This window comes from Streptomyces sp. R33 (assembly GCF_041200175.1).
GTDB lineage: Bacteria > Actinomycetota > Actinomycetes > Streptomycetales > Streptomycetaceae > Streptomyces > Streptomyces katrae_B.
Window position 1 is genome coordinate 7,476,353 of the sequence record NZ_CP165727.1, and the last position, 15,837, is coordinate 7,492,189.

15 protein-coding genes are annotated in these 15,837 nt (G+C 72.7%); 12 read left to right on the forward strand and 3 right to left on the reverse strand.

Annotated elements, in window-relative coordinates:
* Window positions 1-6 precede the first annotated feature (6 nt).
* On the forward strand, window positions 7-1,554 hold the full coding sequence (locus AB5J51_RS34355; RefSeq protein ID WP_369779423.1) for a helix-turn-helix domain-containing protein: 1,548 nt from the start codon (window positions 7-9) through the stop codon (window positions 1,552-1,554).
* A 51-nt stretch (window positions 1,555-1,605) separates the two neighbouring features.
* Window positions 1,606-3,558, forward strand: coding sequence for an APC family permease (locus tag AB5J51_RS34360; RefSeq protein WP_369779425.1), 1,953 nt, complete (start codon window positions 1,606-1,608; stop codon window positions 3,556-3,558).
* A 9-nt stretch (window positions 3,559-3,567) separates the two neighbouring features.
* Here AB5J51_RS34360 and AB5J51_RS34365 read toward each other — a convergent pair whose 3' ends face one another.
* Window positions 3,568-4,842 (reverse strand): PucR family transcriptional regulator, encoded by a 1,275-nt coding sequence (locus AB5J51_RS34365; RefSeq protein ID WP_369779426.1) that lies wholly within the window; start codon window positions 4,840-4,842, stop codon window positions 3,568-3,570.
* 366 nt (window positions 4,843-5,208) lie between these two features.
* Here AB5J51_RS34365 and AB5J51_RS34370 point away from each other — a divergent pair, with 366 nt between their 5' ends.
* The 8 genes from AB5J51_RS34370 to AB5J51_RS34405 all read left to right on the forward strand — a co-directional run bounded on the left by AB5J51_RS34370 (window position 5,209) and on the right by AB5J51_RS34405 (window position 12,876).
* Window positions 5,209-5,655: a DUF6461 domain-containing protein gene (locus AB5J51_RS34370; protein WP_369779427.1), complete on the forward strand. Its 447-nt coding sequence runs from the start codon at window positions 5,209-5,211 to the stop codon at window positions 5,653-5,655.
* 201 nt (window positions 5,656-5,856) lie between these two features.
* Window positions 5,857-6,099 (forward strand): helix-turn-helix domain-containing protein, encoded by a 243-nt coding sequence (locus tag AB5J51_RS34375; RefSeq protein ID WP_136222074.1) that lies wholly within the window; start codon window positions 5,857-5,859, stop codon window positions 6,097-6,099.
* A gap of 207 nt (window positions 6,100-6,306) precedes the next feature.
* Window positions 6,307-6,711 carry a hypothetical protein gene (locus AB5J51_RS34380; RefSeq protein WP_053787189.1) on the forward strand — a complete coding sequence of 135 codons (405 nt, stop codon included), beginning with the start codon at window positions 6,307-6,309 and terminating at the stop codon, window positions 6,709-6,711.
* Complete coding sequence (locus AB5J51_RS34385) at window positions 6,708-7,493, forward strand: transcriptional regulator (RefSeq protein ID WP_369779429.1); 786 nt, start codon at window positions 6,708-6,710, stop codon at window positions 7,491-7,493. The genes AB5J51_RS34380 and AB5J51_RS34385 overlap by 4 nt, the downstream gene beginning before the upstream one ends.
* 80 nt (window positions 7,494-7,573) lie before the next feature.
* The gene (locus AB5J51_RS34390; RefSeq protein WP_030295551.1) at window positions 7,574-7,999 is read left to right on the forward strand and encodes a roadblock/LC7 domain-containing protein; all 426 of its coding nucleotides are present in this window, start codon (window positions 7,574-7,576) and stop codon (window positions 7,997-7,999) included.
* Window positions 8,000-8,096: 97 nt separating this feature from the next.
* Window positions 8,097-8,471, forward strand: a complete 375-nt coding sequence (locus AB5J51_RS34395) for a hypothetical protein (protein WP_030295553.1) — start codon at window positions 8,097-8,099, stop codon at window positions 8,469-8,471.
* Window positions 8,472-8,650: 179 nt separating this feature from the next.
* On the forward strand, window positions 8,651-12,232 hold the full coding sequence (locus AB5J51_RS34400) for a CDP-glycerol glycerophosphotransferase family protein (RefSeq protein ID WP_369779431.1): 3,582 nt from the start codon (window positions 8,651-8,653) through the stop codon (window positions 12,230-12,232).
* A gap of 158 nt (window positions 12,233-12,390) precedes the next feature.
* Window positions 12,391-12,876, forward strand: coding sequence for a VOC family protein (locus AB5J51_RS34405; protein ID WP_136222068.1), 486 nt, complete (start codon window positions 12,391-12,393; stop codon window positions 12,874-12,876).
* Between the two features lie 20 nt (window positions 12,877-12,896).
* Here AB5J51_RS34405 and AB5J51_RS34410 read toward each other — a convergent pair whose 3' ends face one another.
* Window positions 12,897-13,637 (reverse strand): NAD-dependent deacetylase, encoded by a 741-nt coding sequence (locus AB5J51_RS34410; protein ID WP_369779432.1) that lies wholly within the window; start codon window positions 13,635-13,637, stop codon window positions 12,897-12,899.
* A 149-nt stretch (window positions 13,638-13,786) separates the two neighbouring features.
* Here AB5J51_RS34410 and AB5J51_RS34415 point away from each other — a divergent pair, with 149 nt between their 5' ends.
* A complete protein-coding gene (locus tag AB5J51_RS34415) occupies window positions 13,787-14,212 on the forward strand; it encodes a hypothetical protein (RefSeq protein ID WP_240805099.1) in 426 nt (141 codons plus the stop codon).
* Between the two features lie 32 nt (window positions 14,213-14,244).
* On the forward strand, window positions 14,245-15,099 hold the full coding sequence (locus tag AB5J51_RS34420; protein ID WP_369779433.1) for a GNAT family N-acetyltransferase: 855 nt from the start codon (window positions 14,245-14,247) through the stop codon (window positions 15,097-15,099).
* 121 nt (window positions 15,100-15,220) lie between these two features.
* Here AB5J51_RS34420 and AB5J51_RS34425 read toward each other — a convergent pair whose 3' ends face one another.
* Entirely contained in the window at window positions 15,221-15,664 is a 444-nt protein-coding gene (locus tag AB5J51_RS34425; RefSeq protein ID WP_133898899.1) for an SSI family serine proteinase inhibitor, read from the reverse strand.
* Between the last annotated feature and the right edge of the window lie 173 nt (window positions 15,665-15,837).

Here is a 15,837-nt window from a genome sequence, read left to right on the forward strand (position 1 = left end):
ACAGTGATGGCCGGTGGTCGACCGCGACGGCGCGACCCGGACCGAAGGGAACCCCTCATTTCGCACCCGCCCGTCCCGCAAACACCCGCGGACCGGTCCCGCAGCCGGTCCGAGGACATCCTCAAGCTGCACCGGCTCGTCCACTCCGGCGGCTCGGCCGCCCTGCTGGAGTGGCTCACCGCCCGGCTGGGCGGCTGGACCGGCGTGGTGGACGCCGACGGAGCCGCCGGTTCGGAGCTCGCCGTGCGCGGGGCCGCGGAGTTGCGCGCCCGGGGCGTACGCTCGGCCGTCCTGCACGGCGAGCGCTCGGCCGCGCTGCTGTTCGCGCTGGACGGGAGCCGCGCGCTGGCCGCCGTACTGGACCTGCCGCACCACCCGGGAGCCTCCGCCCTGCTCGCGGACGCCACCGCCGTACTGGCCCTCGCCCTGCGCGCCGAGGAGGCCGAGCGGCGCGAGGAGCGGGCCGAACTCGCCGAATCACGGGCCCGCGAGGCCGTCCTGCACCTGCTGATGAACGGCCGGCTCTCCACCGCCCACCAGATCGCCGAGGCGCTCTGCCCCTCGCTGCCCGAGCCGATGCGGATGTACGTCGTGGAGTGCCGGGCCGGGGAACGCGGCGAGGTGGCCCGGCTCTGCGAGGAGCTGACGGGCGGCCGGGCCTGGACCGTGCGCTGCCCGGTCTACGTGCGCCACCTCATCGTCCTGGTCCCCGGCGATCTCGCGGCGACCTCGGCCGAGCACGATCCGCTGGCCGAGGCGTTGGCGGCAGTGGCCCGCGACTGCACGGTCGGGGTCAGCGCGGAGCTGCGGCTGCGCGAGGCTCCGGCCGCCTACACCCAGGCCTTCCACGCCCTGGCCGTCGCCCGCGGCCGCGACGGACGGCACGCCCGCTTCGGCCCCGGGCCCGAGCTGGAGCTGGCCGCCCACACGGCCGGGACCGGCTGGGCCGAGGCGCTGCTCGCGCCCCTTCACGCGTACGTGCCCCGGCGCCCCCAGGACCCCGGCGCGCAGGAGCTGCGGGCCACCGCGCACGCCTGGCTGAACTTCTGCTCGCACGCGACGCGGCTGCTGAAGATCCACCGCAACACCCTGGCCACCCGGCTGCGCCTGATCGAGTCGGTGCTCTGCCTGGACCTCGCGCGGCTCCCCGAACAGGCGGCGCTCTCGCTGGCGCTGCGGCTGACCCCGGGCGGGGCGGGGGTCTCCCCGGGCGGCGGCGCCGGGGATTCCCGCGGTGGCGCTCCCGGCGCTCCGGCCGATCTGGACGGCGTACTGCGCCACCCCGACCTGGCGGCCTGGGCCCGCGCGCATCTGGCTCCCCTGACCGGGCGGGACGCCCCGCCCGGGGCCCGGGACACCCTGCGGGCCTGGCTGCGCCACGACGCGCACCTGGTCCCGGCGGCGGCCGCGCTCGGCATCTCGGTGCCGGGCACGCGCAAACGGCTGACCCGGATCGAGGCCCTGCTGGAGCGCTCGCTGCTGCGTTCGCCGAGCGCCCGCTACGACCTGTGGCTGGCTCACCGGGCCGAGGAACTGGCCGGGTTCACGGCATGACACAGCCCCAATAAGGGACGAAGTGCATGAAATATGCACGATCATGCCCGGATGAGGCGTATCAATCTGAAGCGCGTGCTCGTGGGTGAACCGCTCGACACCGCGCGACTGGGCGAGACCCTGCTGCCCAAACGGCTCGCGCTGCCGATCTTCTGCAGCGACCCGCTCTCCTCGGTGGCCTACGCCACCGAGGAGATCCTGCTGATCCTCGCCCTCGGCGGTGTCGCGCTGCTCCACCTCGCCTGGTACGCAGCCGCCGCCATCGTCTTCCTCATGATCGTGGTCGTCGCCTCCTACCGGCAGACCTGTTACGCCTATCCCGGCGGCGGCGGTGCGTACGTCGTCAGCTCCGAGAACCTCGGCCAGACCGCCGCCCTGACGGCCGCCAGCGCGCTCCTCGTCGACTACGTCATGACCGTCGCCGTCTCCGTCGTCTCCGGCGTGGACGCCATCACCTCCGCGATTCCCTCCCTCAGCGACCACGAAGTCGGCCTGTCGGTGGGCTTCGTGGTGCTGCTGATGCTGATGAACCTGCGCGGCGTAAGGGAGTCGGGACGCATCTTCGCCATTCCGACCTACGGCTTCGTCCTCGTCATCTACGTCATGTTCGCCGTGGCGGCGGTCCGGCTCGCGACGGGCGAGACCATCCACGCCGAGTCCGCCGACCTCCCGATCACCGCCGAGGGCACGTTCACCGGCCTGGGCCTGGTGCTCCTCGCGATGCGGGCCTTCGCCTCCGGCTGTACGGCCCTCACCGGTGTCGAGGCGATCAGCAACGGCGTACCCGCCTTCCAGAAGCCCAAGAGCCGCAACGCCGCCAACACCCTTGCCGTGATGGGCGTCCTGTCGGTGACCATGTTCCTCGGCATCACCATCCTGGCCATGGTGTACCAGGTGCACGTCGCCGCCGACCCGACGGAACTGGGCCTTCCGCCCGGCACGCCGATGTCCACCGCGCTCGCCCAGATCGGCCGTGCCACCTTCGGGAGCTGGCACTTCCTCTTCTACCTGCTCCAGGCCGTCACCGCGGGCGTGCTGATCCTCGCCGCCAACACCGCCTTCAACGGCTTCCCGATGCTCGCCTCGATCCTGGCCAGGGACCGCTACGCACCGCGCCAGCTCTTCAACCGCGGCGACCGGCTCGTCTACTCCAACGGCATCGTGGTGCTCGCGCTCGCCGCCGTCGCCCTCATCGTCTCCTTCGACGCCCAGCTGACCCGACTCATCCAGCTCTACATCATCGGCGTCTTCGTCTCCTTCACCCTCTCGCAGGCGGGCATGGTCCGGCACTGGCGCCGGGAGCTCGCCTCCCCGGCCACGCCCAAGGCGGAACGGATCCACATCCACCGCCGGCTGGCGATCAACGCGGTCGGCGCCACCCTGACCGCCGTCGTCCTGGTCATCGTCCTGATCACCAAGTTCACGCACGGCGCCTGGCTGGTCGTCATCGCGATGCCGCTGCTGTTCCTCGGCATGAAGGGGGTCCGCCGGCACTACGACCGGGTCTCGGCCCAGGTCGCCGTCGCCCCCGGGGTCAAACCGCGCAAACCCTCCCGCCACCACGTGCTGGTGCTGGTCGCCAACGTGCACGCCCCGACGCTGAAGGCGCTCGGCTACGCACAGGCGCTGCGGCCGGACACCCTGACGGCCGTCACCGTCGCCGCCGACGAGGAGGACGCGCGCCGGCTGCGCGAGGCATGGGCGGAGCACGACCCGGGCGTCCCGCTGAAGATCCTGCACTCCCCGTACCGCGAGGTCGTCGGACCGGTGCTCGCGCACATCCAGGAGCTGGCCGCCGCCGAGGGGACGGACATCCTGTCGGTGGTGATCCCCGAGTACGTGGTCGGGCACTGGTGGGAGCAGCCCCTGCACAACCAGAACGCGTTCCGGCTGAAGGCGAGGCTGCTGTTCACCCCGGGCGTCGCGGTGATCGACGTACCGTACCTGCTGGAGTCGGCCCGGCCGGCCGCACCGCACGAGCCCGCGGAGTCGACGAGGGCCTGAGGCATGAGGTCAGCTGCCGCGGCGCGGGGTGCGGCCGGCCGGCTTCGGGCCCGCTGCGGCCGGCTCGCCCGCGGCCCGCTGGAGCACCGCCGCATGGGCCAGCGCCAGCTCCACCACGTGCGCCGGGTCGGAGAGCGTGCGACCGGTCAGCTGCTCGAGGCGCCGCAGCCGGTTCGAGACCGTGTTGCGGTGGCAGTACAGCCGCTGGGCGGCGTACGTCGTCGAGCCCTGGCAGGTCAGCCAGGTGCCCAGCGTGTTCAGCAGCACCCGGCGGTCCTCCGCGGGCAGCGCCAGCACCGGTCCCAGAACGACCTGCCGCAGCCGGCCCGCGAGTTCGGCCTGGGAGGCGACCAGCGCCGTCGGCAGCCGCTCGTCCAGCAGGGCGGTGCACGGGCCGCCGGACGCCGGGACGGTGCGCAGCGCCAGCGCGGCCAGCCAGCGCGCCCGGGCCAGGTGGCCGGGGGTCTCCACGACCGGACTGACCCCGGCCCGGGCTCCGAGCGGGCCGAGCAGCTCCCGTACGGAGTCCAGCGGATGGTGGCCCAGCTCCACCAGGCCGGTCTCCCCGTCGGCGCGGATCCGCCACAGCACGCGCAGGCCGCCCGGGGCGGGCTCGGTGCCGGGCCGGCCGGGGCCGCCCGGATCGGCGGAGCCGCGCGAACCGCCGGAGCTGCCGGAGCTGCCCGAGCTGCCCGAGCCGAGTACGACGACCGCGAACCGGCCGCGCTCGGGCAGTCCCAGCTGGGCCGCCGCCTCCGAGACCGCGGGCCCGTCGGGCGGACCCGCGCCGTCGAGCAGCGCGTCCAGGAGGGCCGCCCGGCGCTCCCGGTCGCGATCGCTGCGTGCGGCCTCCGTACGGCGGTAGGCGTCGGCCACCGCGTCCGTCAGCTGGTCCAGTACGTCCCACAGCACGGCCGCGGCCGGGAGCAGCCGGGGCAGCGCCTCCGGGTCGTGCGCGGCCACGGCCTCGGTGAGGGCCTGCCACACCAGTCGGCCGCCGCGCCGGTAGGTGCGCAGCAGCGAGGCGAGCGGCAGGCCCTGTTCGGCGCGGAGCGTACCGGTGGCCCGTGCGTCCGCGAGCTCCACGGGCAGCCCGCGGACGCCGAGGACCAGGCCCTCGACGGACTGCCGCAGGTTGTGGTGGATCCGCTCGCGCAGCTCGGCCCGGCCGAGCAGGGCGGCGTACGCGGGGTCCTCGGCCAGCGTCCGGTCGGCGAGCCGGTCCGCCGTCGCCGCTATCCGGCGCGACAGGTCCTCTCGTATCTCCTCGATGATCCGCTCCATGACGGGCAGAGTGACACGTGGGAGGGGTCGCAGGGGAGGGCCGGGACCGTACCGCGTCCGCAGGCGTGTCTGAATCACTGCACGCGCAGTGGCCGGCGGGCGCGCTCCGCATACCGAGTTCCTCCTCCCGGAGCGCCCCGCGCACTGGCTATCGTGCCGGTGGGGGAGTACCGGCACGACGCGCGGAGGGGACCGTGGAGATGACCGGGGGCTCGGGCGGCGGCATCCGGTGGCTGGCGGACTGGGACGGCTGGTATGCCGGCCTCACCTTCGCCCGCGGCATAGCACCCGGCGAACTCGCGCTGCGCCTCGGCGCGCTGCCGGGCATCCGGCCCGGCCCGCTGGGCGCGACGGACGCCTGGAGCAATGGTGACCGAGACGATGGACGGCGACGGCGTGGCGCGCGTCGGCAGCTGGGGCGGCTGGTCCTTCGCCGTCGAACACGGCATGCCGGCCGGGGCGGAGCGGCTGGCAGAAGTCTCCCGGTCCGGCGTCGAGGCCGTCCACCTCGACCCGCAGCCGGACCACCCGCCCAAGCAGTTCGCGTACGCCCGGGACGGCGAGATCGTGTGCTGCTTCGGCCTCGGCGAGGAGGGCTGGCGCGGCGGACACCGGCCGGACTTCCTGCTCCCGGAACTGGTGGCGGCGGGGATCCTCGCCCCGGACGGCACCCACGCCCGCCCCGAGGACGAACACTGCGCGGACCGGGACCGGCGCACCCTCGCCGTCCTCGAACGCCGCTTCGCCCTGTCCCTGCCGCGCCACCTGATCGAGGACGCCCCCCTCCCGGCCTTCGTGACGTGTACCCAATAGCCGGCCGGGACGCCCCGCATCGGGGCCGCCGCCGACTCCCAAGGACCGGGCATGGAGTGCAGTGTTTTGCATGGGTATGGGGGGAGCGGACCCGAAGCGTGGTGATCTTATGCCCGGAACTGCGCGAGTCAGCTGGGATTGCGGGCGGTAAGAGACTTTTATGGGGGTGCCAGGACTCGTACCGGAGCAGGGGGAGTATTCATGGTCACCGACGGCAGCCAGAAGGAAAGCGCACCCACCCTGATCGGTTCCGTGCAGCGCGCGCTGCGCCTCGTCGAGGCGATGTACGCCGAGGGCGGAGCCACGGCGAAACGGCTGGCGCGGGTCACCGGCATTCCGCTGCCCACCGTGTACCACCTCCTGCGCACCCTCACCCACGAGGGATACGTGGAGCGCGAGGGCGGTTCCTTCCGGCTCGCGGAGCATCTTCCGCTCGCCTCGTGAGCCCCCGTGCGCCCTTGCGCGATCGCTGGCGGTGATCAACATTCGTGATCAGAAGTCGACGGGTTCCGGCCAAGCTGTCGCGTGGTTCTGTGCATGTTCCCGCGGAAAATGCCAGAAGCCCCTTCCGTGCTGTGGAACGTGAGTAAGTTCCCTCCTGTCGCGCCGTAGACCGTGCACTTCGCACGTCTGGCCGGGAGGGGAGCCCGCGTGCCCGGGATCGACGAATGCCTGCTCGAAGCCATGGCCCTGCCTGGTGCGCGGGGGGCCGCGCTGGTCGACTGGAGCAGCGGACTGGCCCTCGGCACCGCCGGGGACTCGCCCGTCGGCGACCACGAGACCACCGCCGCGGAGACCGCCGAGCTGGCCCGGGCTGCCGCCGAGTACGAGTCCTTCGCCCAGCCGGCCCCGGACGCCGCCGGGGGCGAACCCGCGGGCCAGCCGGTGGAGGACCTGATCGTCACCACCCGGACCGGCTACCACGTCCTCCGCTTCGTCGAGACCAGCTTCGACAGCAGCGTCTTCCTCCACCTCTGGCTGGACCGCACCGACGGCAACCTCGCCCTCGCCCGGCACAGACTCCGCGCCCTCGCCGAGGGGCTGGTCCTGAGATGACCGGCACCCAGGTGGGCGGCCTCGCCGCCGTCTCCCCCCTGCTCACCCGGCTCGCCGCCGAGCGCGCCACCGGCGCCCTGCTCCGCGACCGCGGCACCCTCTTCCTGGAGGACGGCTGCATCGTCCACGCCGAGAGCCCGGCCACCCCCGGCCTCGACGTACTCCTCACCACCGGCGGCGGCCTCGCGCCCGAGCGCTGGCGCGAGGCGTTGGACCGCGCCGGTGCCCGCCGCCAGGTCGCCCGCTTCCTCGTCGACAGCGGGGGCCTCGCCGGCGGCGAACTGGAGATCTGCCATCTCGCCGCGATATTCGACGCCGCCTTCTTCGCCCTGTCCCCGGGCACAGGACCCTCCCGGTTCCGCCGCGGGGCCACCCACTGGATCGGCTCCGTCCGATCCGTCCCGGCCGCCGCCGTCGAGCGGGAGACCCGGCGCCGGCGGGAGCTGCTCGACGCCGTGTGGCCGTACCCGCTGCTGGACACCTCTCCCGTGGTGCCGCGGGCCGCCGCCCCCGGCCAGACCGTCACCGCGCGCCAGCGGATCCTGCTGGCCCAGGCGGACGGCGTACGAACCCCCGCGGACCTCGCGTGGGTGCTGGGCCGGCCGGCGTTCCACACACTGCTCGACGTACGGCGCCTCGCGGCGGCCGGACTGGTCGAGACCCCCCACGCGCCGGTCCTGACACCGGTCGAAACACCCCTGCCCGACTGGATGACCCAGACCCAATCCCCGGACGTGGCGCTGCTTCGCCGGTTACGCGACGCACTGGAGGCAAGCCTGTGAGGCTCCCGCTGCGACCGGCTCTGCGCTCCGAGCGCGCCGACCGCTCCGAGCGGAGGCAGCCCGAAAGGAGAAAGGCCGACATGAGCACGGCGATGGTGCCCCCCGAGGCCGAGGCCGACATACTCGCCGAGCTCCGCAGGCTGCGTGCCCGGGTCCCCCAGCTCACCGGCGCCCTCGCCGGCAGCGCCGACGGCCTGGTCCTCGCGCAGGACAGCGCCGCCACCGAGGTGGAGTCCGTCGCCGCACTGACCGCGGCCGCCCTCGGCGTGGCCCAGCGGCTCAGCGACTGCACGGGCCAGGGCGGATTCCGCGAGCTGCTGATACGCGGCGAACACGGATACGTGGCCACCTACGCGGCCGGGGACGCGGCCGTCCTCACCCTGATCGCGGAGCCCCGCGTCAACGTCGGCCGGCTCCATCTGGAGGCCCGCCGCTCCAGCCTCCGGATAGCGGAGCTCATCGACCACGTCCTCGGGCGCCGCGGCCCCGAGATCCCGTCGGCCTGAGCCGCCGCACCGGCGCACCACACCCCGTACCCACCACCGACAGACCGCAGAAACCGCAGACACCGTAGAAACGGTAGAAGAAGAAGGAGGGCCCCTCATGGCCAACGTGGAGACCGCACTCAAGGAATGCACCGCGACCATCGACGGCGCGATCGGCGCCGCCCTGGTCGACTACGACAGCGGCATGGCCCTCGGCACCATCGGCGGCGGCAAGGAGCTCGACCTCCAGGTGGCCGCGGCGGGCAACACCGACGTGGTCCGCGCCAAGGTCCGCACCATGGACATGCTCGGCCTCAAGGAGGAGATCGAGGACATCCTGATCACCCTCGGCAGCCAGTACCACCTCATCCGGCTGCTGAAGGGCCGCGGGTCCAAGGGCTTCTTCCTCTACCTCGCGCTCGACCGCGGCCGGGCCAACCTCGCGATGGCCCGGCACCAGCTCAAGAAGATCGAGGCGGAGCTCGAAGTCTGAGCAAACGTTCGGTCCGACCCCGACGCAGAGGTGGCGGGCGGCTGAATTCTTTGCCGTCCGCCCCGGGGGACAAGGGTCATATGTCCAGGATGGGGGGACTTTATCATCCCGTTACCGAGTAGGATGCTGTCATCACCTGATCATCGAAATAGCTTAAAACGCTGGAGAACCCGCCACCCATGCCCCCGCGCCTGAGCATCGTCGTCCCCGTCTACAACGTCGAGCTCTACCTCGACGAGTGCCTGGAGTCCATTGCCGCCCAGACGTTCGACGACTTCGAGTGCATACTCGTCGACGACGGGTCCACCGACACCAGCGCAGTCATCGCCAAGGCCTTCGCCGCGCGGGACAAGCGTTTCCGAGTCGTCATGCAGGACAACGCCGGACTCGGTGCCGCCCGCAACGTGGGCGCCCGCCACGCCTCCAAGGACAGTGAGTACCTGGCGTTCGTCGACAGTGACGACACCATGCCGGACTACGCCTACGAGCGCCTGATCGCCGCCCTCGACGAGACCGGCTCGGACTTCGCCGGCGGCAACGTGAAGCGTTTCCGCTCCGTCGGCATGCAGCAGTCCTGGGGCCACCGGGCCGCCTTCGCCAAGACGCAGCTGAAGACCCACATCTCCAAGTTCCCGGCGCTGGTCACCGACCGCACCGCGTGGAACAAGGTCTACCGGCGCAGCTTCTGGGACGAGCACGGCTTCCAGTACCCGGAGGGCATCCTCTACGAGGACGCCCCCGTCAGCATCCCCGCGCACTACTTCGCGTCCAGCGTCGACATCATCAGCGACTGCGTCTACCACTGGCGCGTCCGCGAGACCGGCGAGCGCTCGATCACCCAGCGCTCCACCGACCCGGTCTCCCTGATCGACCGCGTCACCTCCGTCCGCCTGGTCCGCGAGGCCCTCAAGGCCAAGGAGGGCGCCAAGTACGTCCGATACCTGCGCGACTACGACTACAACGTGCTGAGCGAGGAGCTCCCGCTCATCTACAAGTACGTCGGAGAGGGCGGCGCCGACTTCCGGGCCGCCTTCGTCAAGGAGGTCGGCGGGCTCGTCCGCGAGATCGGCACCGGCCCCTGGTCCGCGCTGACCGTCGCCGACCGCCTCAAGGCGTACCTGGCCCGCGAAGGCCGCGTCGAGGACTTCATCGCCCTCACGCAGCACCAGAGCGACTACTCCTACAGCGTCCCCGTCAAGGGGCTGGCCCGCCCGCAGGCCGACTACCCCTTCCTGCACGGCCGCCCGCCGGTCCCCGCCAAGATCCTCACCCTCGGCCCGCGCGAGCGCCGCGTCGTCAGCCGCCTCGAGCAGGCCGTCTGGAGCGACGGCAAGCTGCTGCTGCGCGGCTACGCGGTGCCCGGCCACCTCGGCGCCGAGAGCCGCCTCGGCTCGCGCAAGGTGCTGGTCTTCCGCGAGGGGGGCAAGCGCCGCCGCACCGTCGTCAGCACCCGTACGGTCGCCTCCCCGATGGCCACCGTGAACGCCCCGCACCTCGCCCTGCGGCACGCCGACTGGGCCGGCTTCACCGCCGTCGTCGACCCCACCGTCTTCCAGTCGGGCGGCAAGTGGAACGACGGCATATGGACCACGTCCATCGCCGTCACCGGCGCCGGCGGCCTGCACCGCGCCCGCCTCAAGGGCGGCGAGTCCGACACCGGCCAGAACCCGCCCGCCCACTGGGTGGCCCCGGACGTCCGCATCGTCCCGAACTCCACCGGCGCCCTCACCATCCAGGTGGAGGTCGTCCGGGCCCGCGCCCTCGACGTCCGCCCCGCCGGCGACGACGCCGTCGAGGTGGCCGGCGAGCTCGCCGCCGAGATCGGCGCCGGCGCGACCCTGCGCGCCGAGCACGTCTCCACCGGCACCGTCGTCACCTTCCCGCTCGAGACCGCCGCCGCCGGCGGCGCCGGGCGGATCCCGTTCACCGTGCGCGTACCGCTGGCCGAACTGGCCGCCGTACCGGACGCCTCGTGCGAGCCCGGCGAGTGGACCCCCGAGCCCTGGAGCCTGACCGTCGTCGGCGCCGACGGCTCCGAGCACCGTCTCGTGCACGACGAGCGCGGCGGCTTCGCCGGCCTGGTCGTGCCCCTGACCGGCGGGGAAACCGGCCGCGCCCTCTTCGCCAAGCGCGGCAACACCGGACACCTGACCCTCTCGGTGCAGCCCTCGCCGCCGCTGGTCGACTCGGTCGCCACCCAGGACGGCACCGTCACGCTGAAGGGCCGCTTCGTCGCCCCGGCGGACGAGCCGTACGAGCTGGTCCTGCACGACGCGCACGGCACCGAGTTCAGCTACCCCGTCACCCGCGACGGCGACCGCTTCGAGTCCTCGTTCGAGCCGGTGCTCCCCGAGGCCTACGCCGGCCGCACCACGCTGCCCCAGGGCCGCTGGTGGCCCACCCTGCGCCCGCTCGCCCAGGGCGGCACCACCGCGGGCCTGCTCGGCGTCGACCGCGGCGCCCCGGTGCAGTTCGCGCCCACCGCCCTGCACGCCGGGCCGCACGCCCTCACCGTCCAGGGCCGCCGGATGCGGGTCGAGGCCCGCTTCTACGACCGCATGGTGCTCGTCGCCGACCCGCTGCTCAGCCCGCACGACCGCTCCCGGTACGCCCAGCGCGTGACCCGGTACGAGACCTACCCGGCGCAGCGCGCCCTGCCGGTCAAGGACATCGTCGTCTACGACACCTTCCAGGGGAACGGCGCGGGCGACTCGCCCCGCGCCATCCACGAGGAGCTGCTGCGCCGCGGCGAGAAGCTGGACCACGTCTGGCTCGTCCGCGACGGCCGCGCCGAGGTCCCCGCGACCGCCCGCGCCGTGCAGTACGACAGCGTCGAGGCCTGGGAGGTCCTGGCCCGGGCCCGCTACTACGTCGTGAACGACAACGTGCCGCGGCGCTTCCAGCGCCGCGCCGGCCAGATCGTCGTCCAGACCTGGCACGGGACGCCGATCAAGGAGATCGGCCACGACTTCATCCACGACTACTACACGAGCCCCGACATCCTCGAGGGGCTGGAGCACGACAGCGCCCAGTGGTCGCTGCTCGCCTCCCCGAGCTCGTACGCGACGCCCCTGCTCAAGCGCGCCCTCGGCTACAAGGGCGAGGTCATCGAGTCCGGCAGCCCGCGTGCGGACGCGCTCGTCAAGCCCGACGCGCAGCGGATCGCCGAGGTCCGCCGCCGGCTCGGCCTGCCCGAGGGCAAGAAGGTCGTCCTCTACATGCCGACCTGGCGCGAGAACCGCGAGGGCTGGTCGGGCGGCTACAAGCTCGACCTGCAGATCGACCTGGACGCGGCGCGGCGCGAGCTCGGCGAGGACCACGTCCTGCTGGTCCGCGGCCACCACCACGTGACCGAGCAGGTCCGGGACAACGTGCGCGACGGCTTCGTCGTCGACGTGTCCCGCTGGCCCGACGCGACCGACCTGCTGCTCGTCGCGGACGTGCTGATCTCGGACTACTCCTCGGCGCTGTTCGACTTCGCGCTCACCGACCGGCCGATCCTGCTCTTCACGTACGACCTGGAGCACTACCGGACCACGCTGCGCGGCTTCAACTTCGACCTGGCGGAGAAGGCCCCCGGCCCGCTGCTGGCGGACTCGGCGAGCCTCATCGAGGCCGTGCGGGGCGCGGACGCGATCGGGGCGGAGTACAAGGAGGCGCGGGCCGCGTTCCGTGCCGAGTTCTGCGACCTGGACGACGGCGGCGCCGCCGAGCGCGTCGTCGACCGGATGCTCTCCATGGCGGCCAAGCCCGCGGTGTGAGCCGCAGGCCTACGGTGTGAGCCGTAGGAGTGCATTCAGGACACGTTTGCAGACCGGCCCCGGGCCCACCGATGAATTTCGGGCCCGGGGCCGGTCTGTATGGGAGCGAGACGGTGCCCACCGCACGGACTCGACCCCGCACCCGCCTGGAGGCAGTCATGAGCAGCAGCAACGGATTCACCACGTGTCTGTGGTTCGACGGCAATGCGCAGGCCGCCGCCGACTACTACGTGTCCGTCTTCAAGGACGGGAAGATCGGGCGGACCGGCTACTACAACGAGGCGGGCCCGGGCACGGCCGGTGACGTGATGGTCGTCGAGTTCGAGATCAACGGCCAGAAGTTCGTCGGCCTCAACGGCGGCCCGCAGTTCCCCTTCACCGAGGCGATCTCGTTCCAGATCCACTGCGCCGACGAGGCGGAGTCGGACTACTACTACGACGAGCTGACGAAGGACGGCGGCCAGGAGTCCGCCTGCGGCTGGGTCAAGGACAAGTTCGGGGTGTCCTGGCAGGTCATCCCGGCCGGCGCCATCGACCTGGTCACCGACCCGGACCCGGGCCGGGCCGCCCGCGCCACCGCGGCCATGATGAAGATGAAGAAGCTGGACGTGGCGGAGATGCGCCGGGCGGCCGACGCCGGGTGACAGGGCTCCGGCCCAACCCGCTAGGCGGCCGGGCCGAGGCCGCCGATCCGGGCCAGCAGCGCCGGGAGGGCCGTCCCGATCGGCTCGCGGATCACCTCGTCGGCGAGCGGATCGTACGGGGTCTCCTCGGCGTTCACGATGATCAGGCGGGCCCCCGCCTCGGCGGCCATTCCGGCCAGCGAGGCGGCGGGCTGCACCTGGAGCGTGGTCCCGACGGCGATGAAGACATGACAGCCCTTGGCCACGGCCACGGCCTGCCGCAGCACCTCGGGATCGAGCCGTTCGCCGAACATCACGGTCGCCGACTTGAGGATCCCGCCGCAGACCAGACAGGCCGGATCCGGCACCCCGGCGGCGACCCGGGCCAGCGTCTCGTCCATCCCCGACCGGGCATGGCAGGCCGTGCAGACCACCGCCCGCGCGGTCCCGTGCAGTTCGAACACCTTGCGCGGCGGCATCCCGGCGAGCTGGTGCAGCCCGTCCACGTTCTGCGTGATCACCCGGACCGGCGTCCCGCCGCGCTCCAGCGCGGCCACGGCCAGATGCGCGGCATTCGGCTGCGCCCCGAGGGCGCCGACCTCGGCGCGCATCTGCCACGAGCGGCGCCGGATCTCCGGATCCGCCATGTAGTACTCGTACGTAACGAGCTTCTCGGCCTCGGGATCCCGGCGCCACAACCCCTGCGGCCCCCGGTAGTCCGGAATCCCGGAGTCGGTGGACATCCCCGCCCCACTGAGCACTGCGACAAGCGGCTTCCCCATGCCCCGACCCTACGTACGTCCGGTACGGGCCCGCGACCGGATTAACTTCGTCCGAGAGGGTCGTTTCTGCGGTGATTCCCTCCCCCCACAGGAGTGAGATACGTGGTCCACCCCTGCCCGCGGAGACCCCCGGTGGTTACACATCCCGCATGAAGATCATGCCGTACAGCCTCGGTGCCCTGCTGCTGCCCTTGCTCGCGCTGCCGGCCCCGACCCCCGCCGTCGCCGACCCCGCCCCGGTCGTCGCCCGCCACCGGCACGATGCCGCCGAGATCAGTGCCTTCCTCGCCTCCTTCTACGGCCACCACGGCCCTTCCCCGCACGACCGCGAGCACCGCGTCTCGCAGCAGCTCAAGGAGAAGCAGGCGCACCACCCGCACTCCGACGTGCTGCTCTGCGCCCAGAACGAGCCCTGGGACATCGCCATCGGGGCGGTCACCGTCGCCCAGTCGGCCGGTGTCGGCTGGGCCACCGTCACCACCCACTGGAGCGCGGACAGCACCGACACGTTCACCGCGTACGTGCGTCTCGACTCCCGGCCGATCAAGCTCGACGACGTGATCTGCGCGGGCTGACCGTCCGTACGCCGTCTGGTACAACACCGGACATGACGGGATTCGAGATCACCGGCGCGAGCGCCGCCGACATGGAAATGATCCGCACCTGGGCCGACGAGGAAGGCTGGAACCCGGGCGACTCCGACCGGTTCGCGTTCGCGGTCGCCGATCCGGCCGGCTTCCTCGTCGGCCGGGTCGACGGTGAACCGGTGGCCTGCATCTCGGCCGTGCGGTACGGGTCGGCCTTCGGCTTCATCGGCTTCTACATCGCCCGCCCGGCCGTCCGCGGGCAGGGTTACGGGATCCGGCTGTGGCACGCCGGGATGGAGCGGCTCGACGGGCGGCTCGTCGGCCTGGACGGGGTGGTCGACCAGCAGGACAACTACCGCAAGTCCGGGTTCCGTTCGGCCTGGAACAACGTCCGGTACGAGGGCGTCCCGCGGGTGAACGGCTCGAGCGGGGCCGAGGCCGGGGTCGAGGTCGTCGACGCCGGCTCGCTCCCCTTCGGGCAGCTGGCCGCCTACGACCGCCGGTTCTTCCCCGCCCGGCGCGACGCCTTCCTGTCCGCCTGGACCGGCCTGCCCGGCCGGACCGCCCTCGCCGCCGTCCGCGCGGGGCGGCTCGAGGGGCTCGGGGTGATCCGCCCGTGCAGCGGGGCCTCCCGGATCGGCCCGCTGTACGCCTCCACCCCGGGCATCGCGGCGGCCCTGCTGCACCGGCTCGCGGAGCAGACCCCCGACGGGGCGGTCGCCGTGGACGTGCCCGACGCCAATCCGGCGGCCACCGCCCTGCTGGCCGGGCTGGGGCTGGCCCCCTCCTTCGAGGCCGCCCGGATGTACACCGGGCCCGCCCCGGAGGTGGAGGTGGCCGGGATGTACGGGGTGACGAGCCTCGAACTGGGCTGACAGGCCGATGGACTGACGGAGCGACGGACTGACGGACTGACGGGCCGACGGGGCGCGGGGGTGAGGCGGGATGCCGGGCGGCGGTCGCACGACGCCGCCCGGCCGGTCGCGTCGTGCCGGGTCAGAAGCCGAACAGGGCGCCGCTGGTGTGCCGCAGCCCGCAGGGGTTGCCGAAGGTGTACGAGTAGTGCAGCCGGCGGCCCTGCCACACCCCGTCGGCCCTGACCGTCATCGGGTTCCACTCCCTGGTGCAGTCGACGCCGGCGCCCGGTGCCGCGACGGCGTCCAACTCGTGCGAGTTCGCCCGCAGTTCGGCACATGCGGCGGCCGGGGACGGGTGCGTCCCGCCCGGGGTCGGCGCACAGACGAGCGTCACCGCGCGCAGCACCGTGCCGTACGTGGTGTCCTCCCCGGCCGTGATGCTCAGGACGAGGGCGGACGGCGCGTACAGGCTCTCCGCACCGGACGGTGCGGCGTCGGCAGCTCCGGGCCAGGCCAGGGCCGTGAGAGCGGTGAGCGCCATGGCGGCGGAACCGAGGCCGAGACCCTTTGCGATGGACCGCATTTCGAACTCCCTTTGAGTGGTTGCTTCGGATAGCGGACAGGAGTCTTGCCGACACGGACCGTGAACGCCCGTTCGTACCCCCATTTCTCGTCACCGATCGTGAGCGAATGTATGCAGACCGCAGCCGTGTGAAGGTGCTGACCTGTGGGGGAGCAGGCCGCCGAATCGGCCGA